The organism is Microbacterium thalassium (genome assembly GCF_014208045.1).
Lineage (GTDB): Bacteria > Actinomycetota > Actinomycetes > Actinomycetales > Microbacteriaceae > Microbacterium > Microbacterium thalassium.
In genome coordinates this window covers 1,581,987-1,597,312 of sequence record NZ_JACHML010000001.1, presented here as the reverse complement: position 1 = coordinate 1,597,312, position 15,326 = coordinate 1,581,987, and the positions used below count along the sequence as shown (strand labels likewise).

At 72.4% G+C, this 15,326-nt stretch carries 14 protein-coding genes; 4 read left to right on the top strand and 10 right to left on the bottom strand.

Annotated elements, in window-relative coordinates:
* Positions 1-13: 13 nt before the first annotated feature.
* Positions 14-1,261 carry an alpha/beta fold hydrolase gene (locus HD594_RS07365; RefSeq protein WP_184750320.1) on the top strand — a complete coding sequence of 416 codons (1,248 nt, stop codon included), beginning with the start codon at positions 14-16 and terminating at the stop codon, positions 1,259-1,261.
* A gap of 4 nt (positions 1,262-1,265) precedes the next feature.
* On the opposite strand, the gene HD594_RS07360 is transcribed toward HD594_RS07365, so the two are convergent.
* The 5 genes from HD594_RS07360 to HD594_RS07340 all read right to left on the bottom strand — a co-directional run bounded on the left by HD594_RS07360 (position 1,266) and on the right by HD594_RS07340 (position 5,218).
* Positions 1,266-2,138 carry a CHAD domain-containing protein gene (locus HD594_RS07360; RefSeq protein WP_184750319.1) on the bottom strand — a complete coding sequence of 291 codons (873 nt, stop codon included), beginning with the start codon at positions 2,136-2,138 and terminating at the stop codon, positions 1,266-1,268.
* Positions 2,139-2,209: 71 nt separating this feature from the next.
* Complete coding sequence (locus HD594_RS07355) at positions 2,210-2,707, bottom strand: glutathione peroxidase (RefSeq protein WP_184750318.1); 498 nt, start codon at positions 2,705-2,707, stop codon at positions 2,210-2,212.
* A gap of 1 nt (position 2,708) precedes the next feature.
* Complete coding sequence (locus HD594_RS07350) at positions 2,709-3,218, bottom strand: MarR family winged helix-turn-helix transcriptional regulator (protein WP_184750317.1); 510 nt, start codon at positions 3,216-3,218, stop codon at positions 2,709-2,711.
* Positions 3,219-3,294: 76 nt separating this feature from the next.
* Positions 3,295-4,182: a hypothetical protein gene (locus HD594_RS07345; RefSeq protein ID WP_184750316.1), complete on the bottom strand. Its 888-nt coding sequence runs from the start codon at positions 4,180-4,182 to the stop codon at positions 3,295-3,297.
* A gap of 25 nt (positions 4,183-4,207) precedes the next feature.
* Positions 4,208-5,218 (bottom strand): glycerophosphodiester phosphodiesterase family protein, encoded by a 1,011-nt coding sequence (locus HD594_RS07340; RefSeq protein ID WP_184750315.1) that lies wholly within the window; start codon positions 5,216-5,218, stop codon positions 4,208-4,210.
* A 157-nt stretch (positions 5,219-5,375) separates the two neighbouring features.
* Here HD594_RS07340 and HD594_RS07335 point away from each other — a divergent pair, with 157 nt between their 5' ends.
* The 3 genes from HD594_RS07335 to ligD all read left to right on the top strand — a co-directional run bounded on the left by HD594_RS07335 (position 5,376) and on the right by ligD (position 9,730).
* On the top strand, positions 5,376-6,284 hold the full coding sequence (locus tag HD594_RS07335; RefSeq protein ID WP_184752657.1) for a Bax inhibitor-1/YccA family protein: 909 nt from the start codon (positions 5,376-5,378) through the stop codon (positions 6,282-6,284).
* Between the two features lie 100 nt (positions 6,285-6,384).
* Positions 6,385-8,445: an alpha/beta hydrolase gene (locus HD594_RS07330; RefSeq protein WP_184750314.1), complete on the top strand. Its 2,061-nt coding sequence runs from the start codon at positions 6,385-6,387 to the stop codon at positions 8,443-8,445.
* Between the two features lie 43 nt (positions 8,446-8,488).
* Positions 8,489-9,730 (top strand): non-homologous end-joining DNA ligase, encoded by a 1,242-nt coding sequence (gene ligD / locus HD594_RS07325; protein WP_184750313.1) that lies wholly within the window; start codon positions 8,489-8,491, stop codon positions 9,728-9,730.
* A gap of 7 nt (positions 9,731-9,737) precedes the next feature.
* Here ligD and HD594_RS07320 read toward each other — a convergent pair whose 3' ends face one another.
* From HD594_RS07320 to HD594_RS07300, 5 genes are read right to left on the bottom strand one after another with little or no spacing between them, the layout of a single operon-like run.
* Complete coding sequence (locus tag HD594_RS07320) at positions 9,738-11,102, bottom strand: glycosyltransferase (RefSeq protein WP_184750312.1); 1,365 nt, start codon at positions 11,100-11,102, stop codon at positions 9,738-9,740.
* A 19-nt stretch (positions 11,103-11,121) separates the two neighbouring features.
* Positions 11,122-12,705, bottom strand: coding sequence for a glutamine-hydrolyzing GMP synthase (gene guaA, locus HD594_RS07315; RefSeq protein ID WP_184750311.1), 1,584 nt, complete (start codon positions 12,703-12,705; stop codon positions 11,122-11,124).
* Positions 12,702-13,202, bottom strand: coding sequence for a DUF3817 domain-containing protein (locus HD594_RS07310; protein ID WP_184750310.1), 501 nt, complete (start codon positions 13,200-13,202; stop codon positions 12,702-12,704). Before HD594_RS07310 ends, guaA begins: the two co-directional genes overlap by 4 nt.
* A 10-nt stretch (positions 13,203-13,212) precedes the next feature.
* Positions 13,213-14,130 (bottom strand): SURF1 family cytochrome oxidase biogenesis protein, encoded by a 918-nt coding sequence (locus HD594_RS07305; RefSeq protein WP_246413916.1) that lies wholly within the window; start codon positions 14,128-14,130, stop codon positions 13,213-13,215.
* Positions 14,127-15,245: a GuaB3 family IMP dehydrogenase-related protein gene (locus tag HD594_RS07300; RefSeq protein ID WP_184752653.1), complete on the bottom strand. Its 1,119-nt coding sequence runs from the start codon at positions 15,243-15,245 to the stop codon at positions 14,127-14,129. Before HD594_RS07300 ends, HD594_RS07305 begins: the two co-directional genes overlap by 4 nt.
* Positions 15,246-15,326 lie beyond the last annotated feature (81 nt).

Here is a 15,326-nt window from a genome sequence, read left to right as displayed (position 1 = left end):
GTACGCTCGGAGCATGTCCGTGACGACGCGCCGCATGCAGGACCTCACCGTCCACGACCACACGCTCACCGTCCCGCTGGTGTGGGGCGACCCCGCCGACACCCGCACGATCGACATCCACGCCGCGGTCGTCAGCCGCGACGGCGGCGAGAGCCTGCCCCTCCTGGTGTTCCTGCAGGGCGGACCCGGGCACGAGGCGCCGCGCCCGTTCCACTCCCCCGTCGGCCCCTCGTGGCTCGACGCGGCGCTGGAGCACTACCGCGTCGTCATGCTCGATCAGCGCGGCACCGGCCTGTCGACACCCGTGGGCGACGCCGACCTCGAGCGCGGCACCGACGCGCTCGTCGAATACCTCACGCACCTGCGCGCCGACGCGATCGTGCGCGACTGCGAGGCGGTGCGCGAGCACCTGGGCGCCGCCACCTGGAGCGTGCTGGGCCAGTCGTTCGGCGGCTTCACGACGCTTGCGTACCTGACGACGGATGCCGCCTCGCTCGAGCACGTCTTCATCACGGGGGGCCTCAGCGCTGTGGGCCGGCACCCCGACGACGTCTACGCCCTCACCTACGACAAGATGCGCGACGCCTCGGAGCGCTACTACCGCCGGTTCCCCGGCCACCGCGACGCGATGCGCCGCGTCATCGACCTCGCCGTCGACGGCGAGCTGATCCTGCCCACCGGCGAGGTCGCGTCGGTGTCGCGCGTGCGGTCGCTCGGCTTCCTGCTGGGGTCGAACGACGGCTGGCAGACGCTGTGGGGGCTGCTCGAGCGCGATCCGTCGTCGAACGCCTTCCGCCATGACTTCGCCGCCGCGATGGGCTACGACGTGCGCAATCCGCTCTACTACGTGCTCCACGAGTCCAGTTACGCCGACGGCCATGCGACGGGCTGGTCGGCCGAGCGCACCGAGCCCGCCGACTTCGTCGACGACCTCACGCTCCTGACCGGCGAGCACGTGCGGCGGGAATGGCTCGAGACGGTTCCCGGCCTCCGCCGCTGGCGCGACGTCGCGCTGGCACTCGCCGACCACGAGTGGCCGATGCTCTACGACGCCGGCGCGATCGCGGCCTCGGGGGCGCGCGGCGCCGCCGCGGTGTACGTCCACGACGTCTACGTGCCGCTGGAGTTCTCGCTCGAGACGGCGCGGCTGCTCCCCGGCGTCACGCCGTGGATCACGAGCGAGCACGAGCACAACGGCCTCCGCGCCGGCAGCGTGCTGCCGCACCTCATCGACCTCGCGCACGGCCGCCGCGTGCGCTGACGCCCTACGGCAGCCGGTGCGCGGCGTGCCGGACCGCGGCGAGCGCCGGGTCGAGCGACTCCAGCTTGGCGCCGGCGCGCGCGTGCGCGTCGGCCAGCAGCTCGTCGTACACCAGCACGGGCTCGCCGGCGCGTCCGGCCAGCGCCCGCGCCTGCTCGAGCGTGTGCGCGAACACGAGCGCGTCGCGGTGGTCGCCGAGCGAGCCGTGGATGTCGTCGCCGGCCTCGGCGAGCTCGTCGACCTCGGCGCCGAACAGCTCGGGCGCAGCGTCCCGCACCGCCTCGGCGAGGTAGCGAAGGCGCCGGCCCGCCTTGCGCACGGCGTGGTACGAGGCGATCGTGCCGTCGACCCGACCGGCGGCGTCACGCACGCGCCGGGCTTCGCGGCGCAGAGCCTCGGCGAGCGCATCGCGAGCTCGGGCGGCGGGGTCGACGAGGAGCGGATGCCGTGCGAACTCGGCGAGCAGACGCGTTCGCTCGACGGCGCGAGGCGTCTCCGCGAGCTCGACCAGCCGCGCGTGATCGCGCCGGTACTCCTCGCGCCGGGCGTCGACGAGGCGCCGCCAGACCTGGGGATCTTCGACGCCGAGATCGGTCAGAGCCTCCTCCGCGACGTCGGCGAGCACTTCGATGTCGCGCACCAGCCCGAGCTGCCCGCCCCACGCGCCGTATTCGACGCGCAGCCGCTGCGCGGCGACCTCGTCGATCAGCGGGCGCAGTCCCGCGAGGATGCTGCGCAGGCGCCGCACCCGCACCCGGTGCTGGTGAACGCCGTCGGGCTCGTCGGCGATCGCGGCGGCTTCGGTCTCGGCGACCGCGCCGGCGGCCTGACGCACCATCGTCGTCAGCACCTCGCCCGCGGTCGGACCGTGACCCATGGACCTCAGCATAGGAGGCCGGGAACGCGCGCCTCAGAGCACAAGGACCCGTGGGACGCCGACCCGCGGGATCAGCCGGCGTCGACCGGCAGCCACGCCTCGATCGCGTCGATCACCTCGGGGGCGTCGGGCTTGACCTGCGGCGAGAACCGCTTGACCTCGCCACCCGGGCTCACCAGGAACTTCTCGAAGTTCCACGTGATGCGACCGGACTTCCCGGCGACGTCAGGGGTGCCGGTGAGCTCCTTGTAGAGCGGGTGCGCGTGGCGTCCGTTCAGCTTGACCTTCTCGGTCATGGGGAAGGTCACACCCCACGTCGTCGAGCAGTAGTCCGCGACGGCGTCCTCGGTGGACAGCTCCTGGAGGAACTGGTTGCTCGGGAAGCCGATGACGGTGAAGCCCCGCTCGCCGTACATCTTCTGCAGCTCCTCGAGCTGCTCGTACTGCGGGCTCAGGCCGCACCGCGAGGCGACGTTGACGACGAGGGCGAGGCGGCCGTCGGCGATCTCGCCGAACGTGGTCTCCTCGCCGCGGATGGTGGTGACGGCGATGTCGGTGAGCTGGGTCATGTCAGTCCTCGGTCGTGTCGGGGGCGGAGGGGATGGGCCGCGACGCGAGCGCCTCGGCGGTGGCACCGCGGGCGTCGTACGCCCGCACGGTCGTGCGGAGGGAGTGGAGGGATGCGACGAGCGTCTCGGCATCCGCCCGCGTGATCTGCATGGCGTCGGTGACGCAGCGCTCCAGGTGTCCGAGCTCGGCGCGGATGTCGAGGCTGCGCTCGGTCGGGGTGACCCGCACCGCGCGCCGGTCCGCGGCGTCGTGCTCGCGGCGGACGAGGCCCGCGCGCTCCATGCGGCCCAGCAGCCCCGAGACGCTGCTCGGGTCGAGACACAGCTCGTCGGCGAGGACGCCGGGAGCCACCTCGCCGCGCTCCCACACGATCGCGAGCACGAGCAGCTGCTGGTAGGTCAGCCCCCACGGCGCCAGCAGCTCACGGTAGAGCCCCAGCGTGGTCTGCAGCGACGAATAGAGGGCGAAGCAGACCGAGGACTCGAGCGTGGCACTCTGCGTCGTCGGCATGTGGCTATATTTGCATGCCAATCATTGGGATGCAAGGTATCTGCCGGACATCGAAGCCGCGCGGGAGCGCGCGCCCCTACTTGCTCCGCGGCCGCACGAGCGCGACGATCGCACCGACCGCGAAGAGCAGCACTCCGACGGTCGCCGCCACCCACGGCGTCGGCTGGGGGATGGCGAACGGCGACGCGGGGCCGAAGCCTGCTCCCGCCACCAGCGCGGCCGTCACCGCCAGGCCCGCGCCGGCTCCGGCCGCCACGGTCGCCCACGCGCGGCGAAGGCCGAGCTGCTCGACGAGCGACCACGCGCCGGCCACGAGGATCCAGCCGAACGCGCCCAGCGAGACCGCCGACGCCAGGATGCGCAGCGTCGTAGACGCGGCGAGCGCGCCCCACATCGCGGCGGGACCGGCGATCGACAGGGCGATGAGCACGAGGGTGCTGTGCAGCACGATGCCGCCGCCGAGCGCGACGATGACCGGCCACGGCGACTCCCTGCCGACCAGCAGCCGCACCACGAGCGCGAACACGAGCCACCCGGCGACGACGGCCGCGAGTTCCGCCCAGGCCGTGAACGACGCCTGCAGCAGGCGCGTGCCGACCAGCAGGCCCACGGGAACCGTGAGCATGAGGACCCGATCGAACGGCAGCACGCCCAGCGCCGACTCGCGGGCCCGCCACGGGCGCGTCGCCGCGATCCACGTGGCGCGCGCCGCCGCGGCGCCGGGACGGCGCACGAGGCTCGTGCGCGCCGAGAGCATGCCGATCACGAGCCAGGCCAGCGCGAGAGCGAGCAGCCCGCGTGAGAGCCAGGTCAGCAGATCCTGGGGCCCGCCGATGTCCGACCGGAACCGCAGCAGACCCTCGAAGGCGATGGCGAGCGCCGCGCCGACCACGAGCAGCCCCACCGCGATGGCCACGGCGATCCAGCCCCGACGCTCCGGTTCCGTGCGCTCGGGGCTCGCCATGGGCTCAGCCTAGTGCGACCCGCGATCACGGCCGGAAGAAGGCCACCGCGAGGTCGGGGTGATCGACGAAGACGCCGTCGACCTCGGCGTCGCGGATCACCGCCCACTCCGCTTCGTAGTCGCCGTGCGCGGCCGGTCCCCCGGGCCCGCGCACGCTGCGCACGAGGAACCGGTTCTCGGGACGGCACGTCCACGTGAACACCAGCAGGCCGCGCTCGTGCGCATCGGCGACCACGCGTGAGGGTCCCGTGATGCGGCCCAGCTTGTCGGGGGCGAGGATCATCCGCTTGTTCACGCTGATACCGTCCACGCGACCGACCAGTCCGTCGAGCCCCGCGGGCCGCGCCGTCGCGCGATACGTGGGGGCGTCGGCGCCGTGCGCGGCGACCAGATCGGCGGGGCGCCCCGACGCCTCGAGCAGGTAGATGTAGACGGCGCTGATGCCGCGGGACTGCAGCTCGTCCAGCACAGTGCACTCGAAGGACTCGATCGTGAGCGGATGCCGCCCCGACGCCCACCCGGCCGCGCGCAGCTCCGCCGCGACGAGGGCGGCCATGTCGAAGCCCGCCGAGGCGAGGAATGTCGGATGCTTCAGTTCGAGCACGACGCCGATCTCGCGCTCGCGCGTCCTCGAGGCGCTCTCGACCATCGCGAGCAGATCGCGCAGTCGCAGCAGGGGCTCCTGGTCGTCCTGTTCGGCGCTGCGGGGGCGGATGCGGGGCAGGCGCTCCCGGCAGCGCAGGGTCGACAGCTCGTCCCACGTGAAGTCCTCGGCGAACCAGCCGGTGATCAGCTCGCCGTCCACCGCCTTGGCCGTCCGCCGGTCGGCGAACTCGGGACGGTCGGCGACATCCGTCGTGCCCGAGATCTCGTTCTCATGCCGCACGACGAGCACGCCGTCGCGCGAGACGACGACATCCGGCTCCACGGCGTCCACCCCCGACGCGAAGGCGAGAGCGTACGACGAGGGCGAGTGCTCGGGCCGATAGCCGGGTGCACCCCGGTGGCCGATCACGAGCGGGGTCCGGCGCGGCACTCGCCCAGGCTAGCCGCGGACACCGCGGCCGCGGGGGTCGCGGCACACGCTCATAGCGGCCTCACAGCCCGCGATCGCCGTCCTGTCGCCGCGTTCGGATATCGTGGACCGACAGCAACAGCGCTGTGAGACCCCCCGACTTTGGAGTGTGAGAGCAGTGGCCCTCAACAACCCCGCGTTCAACAACCCGGCGTTCCAGGACCAGCGAGCAGTTCAGACCTATCCCGGCGGCGCCCAGGCGGCGAACCTCGGGACCCCGGCCCAGGCGAGCACCGCCCGCTACGCGGCCACGGATGCCGCGGCCCAGGCGAACCTCGAGGGCATGTACGCCGCCCCGCCGGCCGGCGCCCGCGAGACCGACCGGATGACGGTCGAGGACACCGTGTGGAAGACCGCCGGCCTCTTCGCCGTGCTGCTGGTGACCGCGGTCGCCGGCTGGATGTGGACGATGGCCCCGGTCGCCTCGACCGGCACCGTCTCGGCGCTGCCGTGGATCATCGGCGCGCTCGGCGGCTTCATCCTGTCGATGGTCGTCATCTTCACGTCGCGCAAGAAGGTGCGCCCCGCGCTGATCTTCGGCTACGCGGCCTTCGAGGGCCTGTTCGTCGGCGGCATCTCGGCGTTCTTCGAGCTTCTGTACCCCGGCATCGTCATCCAGGCGACGCTCGGCACGTTCGCGGTGGTCGGCGTGACGCTGGCGCTGTTCGCCAGCGGCAAGGTCCGCGCCTCCAAGCGCGCCACGAAGATCTTCATGGTCGCGATGGTCGGCTACCTCGTGTTCAGCCTCGTCAACGTCGGCCTGATGTTCTTCGGCGTCACCGACTCGGCGTTCGGCCTGCGCAGCGACGTGCAGATCATGGGCATCCCGCTCGGTCTCATCATCGGCGTGCTGGTGGTCATCATGGCCGCGTACTCGCTCGTGCTCGACTTCGACATGATCCAGCAGGGCGTGCGCAACGGCGCTCCCCGCCAGTACGGCTGGCTCGGCGGCTTCGGCATCATGGTCACCGTCGTGTGGCTGTACATCGAGATCCTGCGCATCATCGCCATCGTGCGCAGCAACTGACGCTTCGCATCGCGAAGGGGGTCGTCCGTCCGGACGGCCCCCTTCGTCGTCTCTGCCCGGCGTGCGCGGCCCGCGCGCAATCCTCCGTATAGTGGCGGGCATGGCCGCGCCCCGAACGATCCCGCTCACGGGACCGGTCATCATCCGGATCGTCACCGCGCTGGCCCTCGCCCTGGCTCTCGCACTCGGTCTCGTCGCCGCCGCGGTACCCGCGGCCGCCGCCGTCCCCGCCTCCACCACCCCCGAACCGACCCCCACGCCGGGTTCCACGGTGCGCGGCGAGTGCGCCGTGCCCGTCCCCGACGAGTACTCCGCCCGCGTCGAGTGCGGCGAGCTGCTCGTCCTCCAGCGGCGCGGTGTGGATCCCGAGGACGAGAGGCTCATGTCGCTGCCGTACGCGGTGATCTCGAGCACGTCGGCGGAACCGGCCGCCGATCCTCTCGTCGTCCCGACGACGGGCGGGCTCGGGGCCGACAGCCTCAGCGCGCTGGAGTACTTCCTCACCGACGGCGCGTGGGCGACCGCCTCACGCGACGTCATCCTCATCGAGCAGCGGGGCGACCTGCTCGCCGAGCCGTCGCTGGACTGCCCCGAGGTGAGCGTCGAGAACCTCACCGTCGACGGCGTGTATCTGACCGGCACGGCACGGGTCGAGCAGCGGCAGTCCCTCCTCGCGCAGTGCCGCGAGCGCCTGATCGCCGACGGCGTGGACCTCGGCGCCTACGCGACCAGGGCCGCCGTGTCCGACCTCGCCGCCCTGCGGTCGGCGCTCGGCTACGAGACATGGAACCTCTACGGGGTCGGCTACGGGTCGCGGCTCGCGCTGACGGTCATGCGCGGCGAGGTTCAGGGGCTGCGCTCCGTGATCCTCGACGGCCCGTATCCGCTGCAGCGCGACATCGCCGCGAACGCGCCCGCATCGCTCGCCGAGGCGGTGGGCCGGCTCGTGTTCACGTGCGAGGCGGATGCCGCGTGCGCGGAGCGCTACCCCGACCTCGGCGCGATGATCCAGAGCGTGCTCGCCACCGCCGCCGACACACCCTACGAACTCGTCGTCGATGCGCCGTCCGGCGAGGCGATCCGCCTCGAGCTCGACGACACGGCCCTCGCCCGCGGACTCGTGCGGAGTCTGGCGGACGCGAGCCTCGTGCCGACCCTCCCGTTCGTGATCGACCAGCTCGCACGCGGAAACGCGGATGCGGCCGTGCCGCTGGCGCAGCAGCTCGTCGACGCCGATGGCCAGGGCTCCGAGGGCCTGCTGCTGTCGCAGCAGTGCGCCGAGGTGCTGCCCTTCACCGACCAGGCCGCCGTCGACGAGGCATACGCCGCCGACCCGATCGCTGCGCATCTGGGCGGATCCGATCTCTTCGCCGACTGCGCGACGTGGGATGTCGCCGCGCTCGGCGAGCGCGAGTCCGAGGCGGTGGAGAGTGAGATCCCGACCCTGGTGACCGTCGGCGGCTTCGACCCGCTCACGCCGTTCCCCGCCGGAGAGGCGACCGTCCGAACGCTGTCCGCAGGCACGCTGTCGCTGTTCAGCCGCCTGTCGCACGGCGCGGTGTGGCAGAGCGATGTGAACGACTGCGCCGCGGTCGTCGCCGCCCAGTTCCTGGACAACCCCGGTGCCGATCCCGAGGCTTCGTGCATCCAGGAGCAGCCCGCCGTCGTGTACGCCACGACCGCGTCGATCGACCCGACGTCGGCTCTGTACCGCCTCGAGCGCGACCTCGTGCAGCAGCGCGAGGTGCTGCCGATCGCCCTGCTCGCGATCACGCTGCTGCTCATGATCGGCACCCTCGTGTACGGCATCGTCGTCGCACTCGGCCGGCGCGTGCGGCTGCGCGGCGACATCCCGGCGGGAGCGGTCATGGCAGCCGTGACGGCGTCGGCGTTCAACCTCGCGTATGCGGTCGGTCTCGCCCTGGTGTTCGCTCTGTCCGATCCGATGACCCGTGCGCTGGGGATCCCCGCCGCGGCGTGGCCGATGCTGCTCCTGCCGTTCGCCGGGATCGTGATGGCGATCCTGCTCGTGGTGCTGCTCGTGCGCGCGTGGGTGCAGGACGACGGCACCCTCGCCCACCGCATCGTCCTGTCGGTGTCGGCGGCGGGGTCGCTCGGGTTCACCGTCTGGCTCCTGGCGCACGGCCTGCTGATGCTGTAGCGCCACCCTGGCCGCGACGCGGATCGGCGGCTAGCGTGGCCGAATGGCCCCCTCCCGCTCCGAGGCGCAGGTCATCGAGGTGGCCGGCCACGACGTGCGCATCTCGAGCCCCGCGAAGCCGGTGTTCCCCGCGGCGGGGATCACCAAGCTCGATCTGGTGCGCTACTACATCGCCGTCGCCGACGGCGCCCTGCGCGGCGCAGGCGGACGCCCGATGGTGCTCAAGCGGTTCCCGAAGGGCATCGACGCCGAGCCGTTCTTCCAGAAGCGGGTTCCCGAGAACCATCCCGCGTTCGTCGACACCGCGACGCTCCACTACGCCCGCGGCACCTCGGCCGAGGAGGCGGTGATCCGCGACGCCGCAGGCCTGGCGTGGATCGTGAACCTCGGCTGCCTCGATCTGAACCCGCACCCCGTGCGCGCGGAGGATCTCGACCATCCCGACGAGCTGCGCATCGACCTCGATCCCATGCCCGGCGTCGACTGGTCGCAGATCGTCGACACCGCGTTCGTCGCCCGCGATGTGCTGGACGACGCCGGCCTCACCGGCTGGCCGAAGACGAGCGGATCGCGCGGGCTCCACATCCTGGTGCGCATCGCGCCGCTGTGGGACTTCCGGCAGGTGCGCCTGGCCGCCGAGGCGCTCGCCCGCGAGGTCGAGCACCGCGCGCCGGGGCTCGCGACGGCCCGGTGGTGGAAGGAGGAGCGCGGCGAGAGCGTGTTCGTCGACTTCAACCAGAACGCCAAGGACCGCACCGTCGCGTCGGCCTATTCGGTGCGCCCGCTGCCCGATGCGCGCGTGTCGACGCCGCTGTCGTGGGACGAGGTGCGCGAGCGCCGGCCGGAGGAGTTCACCGTCGCCTCCGTCCTGGAGCGGTTCGCCGCGATCGGGGACCCCCATGCCGGCATCGACGGCGCGGCCGGCACGCTCGACGGCCTGCTGGACCTGGCCGAGCGGCTCGGCCCGGCGGAGAAGCCGCCCCGACGGTCCTCCGCCGACGGCCGGCGCGCCTCGGCGATGCCGCTCATCGAGGTCGCGCGGACGAAGACGAAGCCCGAAGCGCTCGCGGCCCTGGACGTGTGGAGATCACGGCACCCGGATGCCGCCGCCGCGCTGCATCCGGCGGACGTGCTCGTGGACGGCATGCGCGGGTCGAGTTCGCTGTGGTACAGCGTGCGCGTCAACCTGCAGCACGTGCGCGAGGGCGACCGCCCGCCGCAGGAGCCGCTGATCGCCGACTACGACCGGTGGGCGGGGCGGACGTGGCCTTCCTCCCCGGACTGACCGCCGCTCAGGACTCGGCGCGCCGGCTGGGCCGGGTCGCCGCCGCGGCGAGGGCGGCGATGAGGGCGGGCCGCACGGCGTCCGCTTCGAGTGTGCGGGCGGCTGTCCGCGCGGCGGTCGCGAGCTCCGCGCGGCGGGGCTCGTCCTGCAGCAGGGCGATCACGGCGTCCGCCACGGCGTCCGCGTCGCCGACGGGCACCACGGCCCCCGCATCTCCGATCGTCTCGCGCGGGCCGTACCGGGCGTCGGTGGCGACGACGGCGACCCCGCGGGCGAGGGCCTCGGCGATCGACAGGCCCTGACCCTCGAAGTCCGACGTCGAGACGAACACGGCGGCGGTGTCGAGGATCGCGTCGCGCTCGAGGGTCGCTCCCCGCAGCGACACGTTCGAGGCGAGACCGAGCGTGTCGATGAGCTCCTGCAGCTGGGCGCGCAGCGGGCCGTCGCCGTAGACGTCGAGTCGCGCATCGGGCACGGCCTCGACCACGCGCTGGAATGCCCGGATCGCGACGTCGACCCGCTTCTGCGGGGCGAGCCGGTTGACCATCACGACCAGCCGCCCATCACGGGATGCCGGCTCCGGCGGCTCGGAGCCCAGCTCGATGCCGTTGGGCACGACCGCGAACGTGCCGGGGTCGCCGTACCGGGCGATGACCTCGTCGCGCTGGGCCGCCGTGGGCCACAGCACGGCATCGAAGCGGTCGGCGACGGCGAGCCAACGCCCCCACAGGCCCTCGATGGCGGCATCCGGGTCGTCGTACGGGGCCGGCAGATGCGAGTTGTGCACGGTGTGCACGAGGCGCACATCGGGATCCGCCCAGTCGACGAGCATCTCGCCGATCTGCCGCGCCTCGCACACCAGCACGACCAGTCGTGCGGGGTCACCCGCGCGCTCGCGCGCCTGACGCACGACGAACTCGAGCCAGGCGCGATACAGCCCGCGGAACCCCGCGATCACGCCCGCGCCGTGCACGACCACCGCGGCGTCGGTGAGGTGCCAGTCCGGATCGCGGACCACCGGCAGCGACACGAGCGGGCGGCCCTCGGCATCCGGGATCTCGCGGTACTCCACGCCCGGCGTCGCCTCGCCCGGCCGGGCGGCGTTCCGCAGCCAGGAGGGGTCGGCGACGGCGTCGTCGAACAGGTTCGCGAACGCGTCGACCGACCGCGCCTGACCGCGTGCGACGAACTCGCGGCGGTGCTCGGCGTGGGCCGCGGGGGTCCCGGCGTCGACCGTCAGCAGCACCGGGTCGGCGCCGCTGTCCGCGAGCAGCCGGGCGCGCGCGAGCGACGCGATCGTGAACCCGCCGTCGAGTCCCGGGATGAGCCGGCTCGACAGCATCAGGTACTCGGCGTCGGGCAGCTCCGTCACGCCGTCTCCCCTGCCCGGGTCACTCCCACTCGATGGTCCCCGGCGGCTTCGACGTGACATCGAGCACGACGCGGTTGACCTCGCGGACCTCGTTCGTGATGCGGTTCGAGATGCGCGACAGCACGTCGTACGGCAGGCGCGTCCAGTCGGCGGTCATGGCGTCCTCGCTCGAGACGGGACGCAGCACGATCGGGTGCCCGTAGGTGCGGCCGTCGCCCTGCACGCCCACCGAGCGGACGTCGGCGAGCAGCACGACGGGGCACTGCCAGATCTCGCCGTCCAGCCCCGCCTTGGTCAGCTCCTCGCGGGCGATGGCGTCGGCGTCCTGCAGAATCGCGAGACGGTCAGCGGTGACCTCGCCCACGATCCGGATGCCGAGGCCGGGGCCCGGAAACGGCTGGCGGCCGACGATGACCTCGGGAAGACCCAGTTCGCGGCCGATCGCGCGCACCTCGTCCTTGAAGAGGGTCCGCAGCGGCTCGACGAGCTCGAACTGAAGGTCTTCGGGGAGTCCGCCGACGTTGTGGTGGCTCTTGATGTTCGCGGTGCCGGAGCCCCCGCCGGACTCGACGACGTCGGGGTACAGCGTCCCCTGCACGAGGAAGCGGATGGGCTGGCCGTCGGCCTCGGCCTCGGCGACGAGCTCGGCCTCGGCCTGCTCGAACGTGCGGATGAACTCGCGACCGATGACCTTGCGCTTGTGCTCGGGGTCGCTGATCCCGGCGAGCGCCGTGAGGAAGCGCTCGCGGGCGTCGACGGTGACCAGGCGCACGCCGGTCGACGCGACGTAGTCCTGCTCGACCTGCTCGCGCTCGCCCTTCCGCAGCAGTCCGTGGTCGACGAAGATGCAGACCAGCTGGTCGCCGACGGCCTTGTGCACGAGCGCCGCCGCGACGGCGGAGTCGACGCCGCCGGAGAGGCCGCAGATGACGCGGCCGGTGCCGATCTGCTCCTGGATGCGTGCCACCTGCTCGGCGATGACGTTGCCGCTGTTCCAGTCGGCGGGAAGGCCCGCCGCCTTCAGCAGGAAGTTCTCGATGATCCGCTGACCGTGGTCGGAGTGCTTGACCTCGGGGTGCCACTGCACGCCGTACATCCTGCGGGCGTCGTTGCCGAACGCCGCGACCGGCGTCGCGCCGGTGCGGGCGAGCACCTCGAAGCCCGCCGGCGCGTGCGACACCTGGTCGCCATGGCTCATCCACACGTTCTGCTCCACCGGCTGACCGGCGAACAGGACGCTCTCGTCATGGACGATGCTCGCGTCGGTGGCGCCGTATTCGCGCAGGCCCGTGTTGGCGACCTCGCCGCCGAGCGCCTGCGCCATCACCTGGAAGCCGTAGCAGATGCCCAGCGTGGGCACGTTCAGGTCGAACACGCCGGAGTCGAGCTTGGGCGCACCCTCTTCGTAGACCGACGACGGTCCGCCCGAGAGGATGATGCCGATCGGGTTCTTCTCGGCGATCTCGGCGGCGGATGCCGTGTGCGGCACGATCTCGCTGTACACGCCGGCTTCGCGCACGCGCCGTGCGATGAGCTGGGCGTACTGGGCGCCGAAGTCGACGACGAGGACGGGGCGCTGGCTGATCTCGGTCTGCTGGGTCACCGCTTGTTCTCCGTCGGGATCTCGTGGGTGAGGGACGAGCGCTCGGCTCGTGTGTGGAGCTCTTCGTCCTCGCGCTGCTGCAGGTACGCCTTGACCTCGCGGCCCACGATCGCCTCCATGAAGAACGACAGCAGCGGCACGATGCCGCCCGAGGCGAGCATAGCCAGGCGCAGGAAGTTCCACCGCATGAGGCTCCACACGCGGAAGCACGCGAACAGGTACACGACATAGAACCAGCCGTGGGCGACGAGGATGCCCAGCGACAGGTTGAACCCGTCGCCGGTGGACTCCAGGCCCTCGGGGCCTTCGACGACAGGGGCGAACCACAGGAACCCGCCGGAGCCGCCCAGGAAGAGCTCGTAGCCGAGCCCGTACTTGGCGATCATCTCGGCCACGAGGAGCAGCAGCATCGTGCCCGTGATGACGGACGCGACCTGGTAGAACTTCAGGGCTCCGCGGATCGCCGGGAACGAGGCGAGCTTGGGGGCGCGGGGCATGGCCTCCAGTCTAGTCGGCCGTTCCCGACCCGCCCGCCGGGGAGTCGCCGGCGCCCGATGCCGCGGCCGCGGCATCCGCCTTCATGTCCTCGAGGTCCTCGACCTCGCGCTCCCACTGGTCGCGCGCGAGGCGGTACCAGAGGTAGAACGCGAACCCGGCGAAGATGGCCCACTCGGCGGCGTAGAAGATGTTCAGCCAATTCACCGCGCCGGACTCGTCGGGCGGCGGCGACGAGATCGCCTCGAGGTCGCCCCACGGCTCGTCCGCGACGAGGTACGCGCGGTACACCGACAGGTCCTCGACGTCGTTCCACTGGCCCAGCAGCATCGCCGGCGACATGCGGTCCATCGCCCACGGATCGCCGTCGCGCGGCGGCAGCGACGGGCCCTCGTCGGACACGAGGCGTCCGGTGAGCTCGGCGGGAGCGTCGAGGTCGCGGCCGGCGATGTCGTCTTCGAGATCGGATGCCGCCTGCTGCGCGGCCTCGAGGGTGGGCGCCCAGCCGATCGCGACGGCGAGCGAGACCGGGGCGTCGCCCTGGTCGAAACCGCCCTCGCCGTCCCACAGCCGGAGCTGGCCGGTGACCCAGTACCCCTCGGCGCCGTCGTTGAAGCGCGATCCGACGACGAGGAAGTCGGTGTCGATCCACCAGCCGCTCACCGAGACCTTCTGGCCGACGAGCGGCTCGGGCAGATACGCGCCGGGCTCGAGGATGTCTTCGATCGGCTCGACCTGCTCGGTCGCCCCCGGCGGCAGCGGGTCGGTCGTGATCGCGCGCGCGAGCTGCCACTGGCCGAGCCAGGCGAACACGCCCGCCACGACCAGGCACAGCAGCAGCAGCGCGATCCAGCGCGGCCGGATCATGACCTCCCGCAGCGTCGGCGGGAAGACCTCGTCGTCGGGAAGCTCGGGGGCCGCGTCCGTCATCGTGTGGCGTACGGGGCCACCACGACCTCGACCCGCTGGAACTCCTTGAGATCGGAGTAGCCGGTGGTGGCCATGGACTTCCGCAGGGCGCCGATGAGGTTGGCGGTGCCGTCGGCGACCGGAGCGGGGCCGTACAGCACCGATTCCAGCGTGCCCACCTGGTCGACGGTCACGCGGCGTCCGCGCGGCAGCTTCGCGTGGTGCGACTCGGGGCCCCAGTGGTGGCCCCGGCCGGGCGCGTCGGTGGCGCGGGCGAGCGCGACGCCGAGCATGACGGCATCCGCCCCCATCGCGAGCGCTTTGACGATGTCGCCGGAGGTGCCCACGCCCCCGTCGGCGATGACGTGCACGTAGCGGCCGCCCGACTCATCGAGGTAGTCGCGGCGCGCGCCGGCGACGTCGGCGACGGCGGTGGCCATGGGCATGTGGACGCCGAGGGTCGCGCGCGTGGTCGAAGCCGCTCCCCCGCCGAAGCCGACGAGGACGCCGGCCGCGCCGGTGCGCATGAGGTGCAGGGCCGCGGTGTACGTCGCGGCGCCGCCGACGATGACCGGGACGTCGAGGTCGTAGATGAACTTCTTGAGGTTCAGCGGCTGCTCCACGCTCGAGACGTGCTCGGCCGAGACCGTGGTGCCGCGGATGACGAACAGGTCGACGCCGGCGGCCACGACGGTCTCGTACAGCTGCTGCGTCCGCTGCGGCGTGAGGGAGCCGGCGACGGTGACGCCGGCCGCGCGGATCTCGGCGATGCGGTCACGCACGAGCTCGGGCTTGATGGGCTCGGCGTACAGCTCCTGCATGCGGCGCGTGGCCCCGGCATCCGGGAGCGACGCGATCTCCTCGAGCAGCGGCTCCGGGTCGTCGTACCGGGTCCACAGGCCCTCGAGGTCCAGGACGCCGAGTCCGCCGAGCTTGCCGAGCATGATGGCGGTCGCGGGGCTCACGACGGAGTCCATCGGGGCGCCCAGCACCGGGATGTCGAACTGGAAGGCGTCGATCGACCACGCTGTCGAGACGTCCTCGGGGTTGCGGGTGCGCCGGGAGGGCACGACCGCGATGTCGTCGAACGTGTAGGCGCGGCGGGCGCGCTTGGCGCGGCCGAGTTCGATCTCCATGGTCACGGCCCCAGCCTACCGTCCGGGCTCGCCCGCCTCCGGAGGCATACGGCATCCGCCCTCCATCGGCGAGGGCACATC